This window comes from Ectobacillus funiculus (assembly GCF_004138295.1).
In the GTDB taxonomy this organism is placed as follows: Bacteria; Bacillota; Bacilli; order Bacillales; family Bacillaceae_G; genus Ectobacillus; species Ectobacillus funiculus.
This window is the reverse complement of sequence record NZ_SCFM01000005.1, coordinates 1-288: the sequence shown is the minus strand read 5'-3', so window position 1 is coordinate 288 and position 288 is coordinate 1. Positions and strand designations below refer to the sequence as shown.

General features: G+C 39.9%; 1 pseudogene. It reads right to left on the bottom strand.

The window, feature by feature from the left end:
* A pseudogene (locus tag EP737_RS04395) lies at positions 1-288 on the bottom strand (xylose isomerase); the annotation flags it as partial.

Below are 288 nucleotides of genomic sequence, written 5' to 3'. Positions count from 1 at the left end.
TGCGTAAACGCATTCACTGTATTCCAAAGCAATTTTGTTTTGCTTGTTTTCATATAATCTTTAATCATCGCAACGATTGGATCAAGAGCATCGTATGTTTCCTTTAGCGTATTTCCTTCAGGTGCAATATCAGAATCATGGAAACAAAAGAAAGGTACATTCAGCTTCTCAAACAATTCAAATGCTGCTTCTACACGCGCTTTTGCCAAATCTAAGCCCTTATAATGATTCCAAGGGCGAATCATCGTTCCCGCACCGAATGGGTCTGTTCCGTCAGCAGCAAATGTA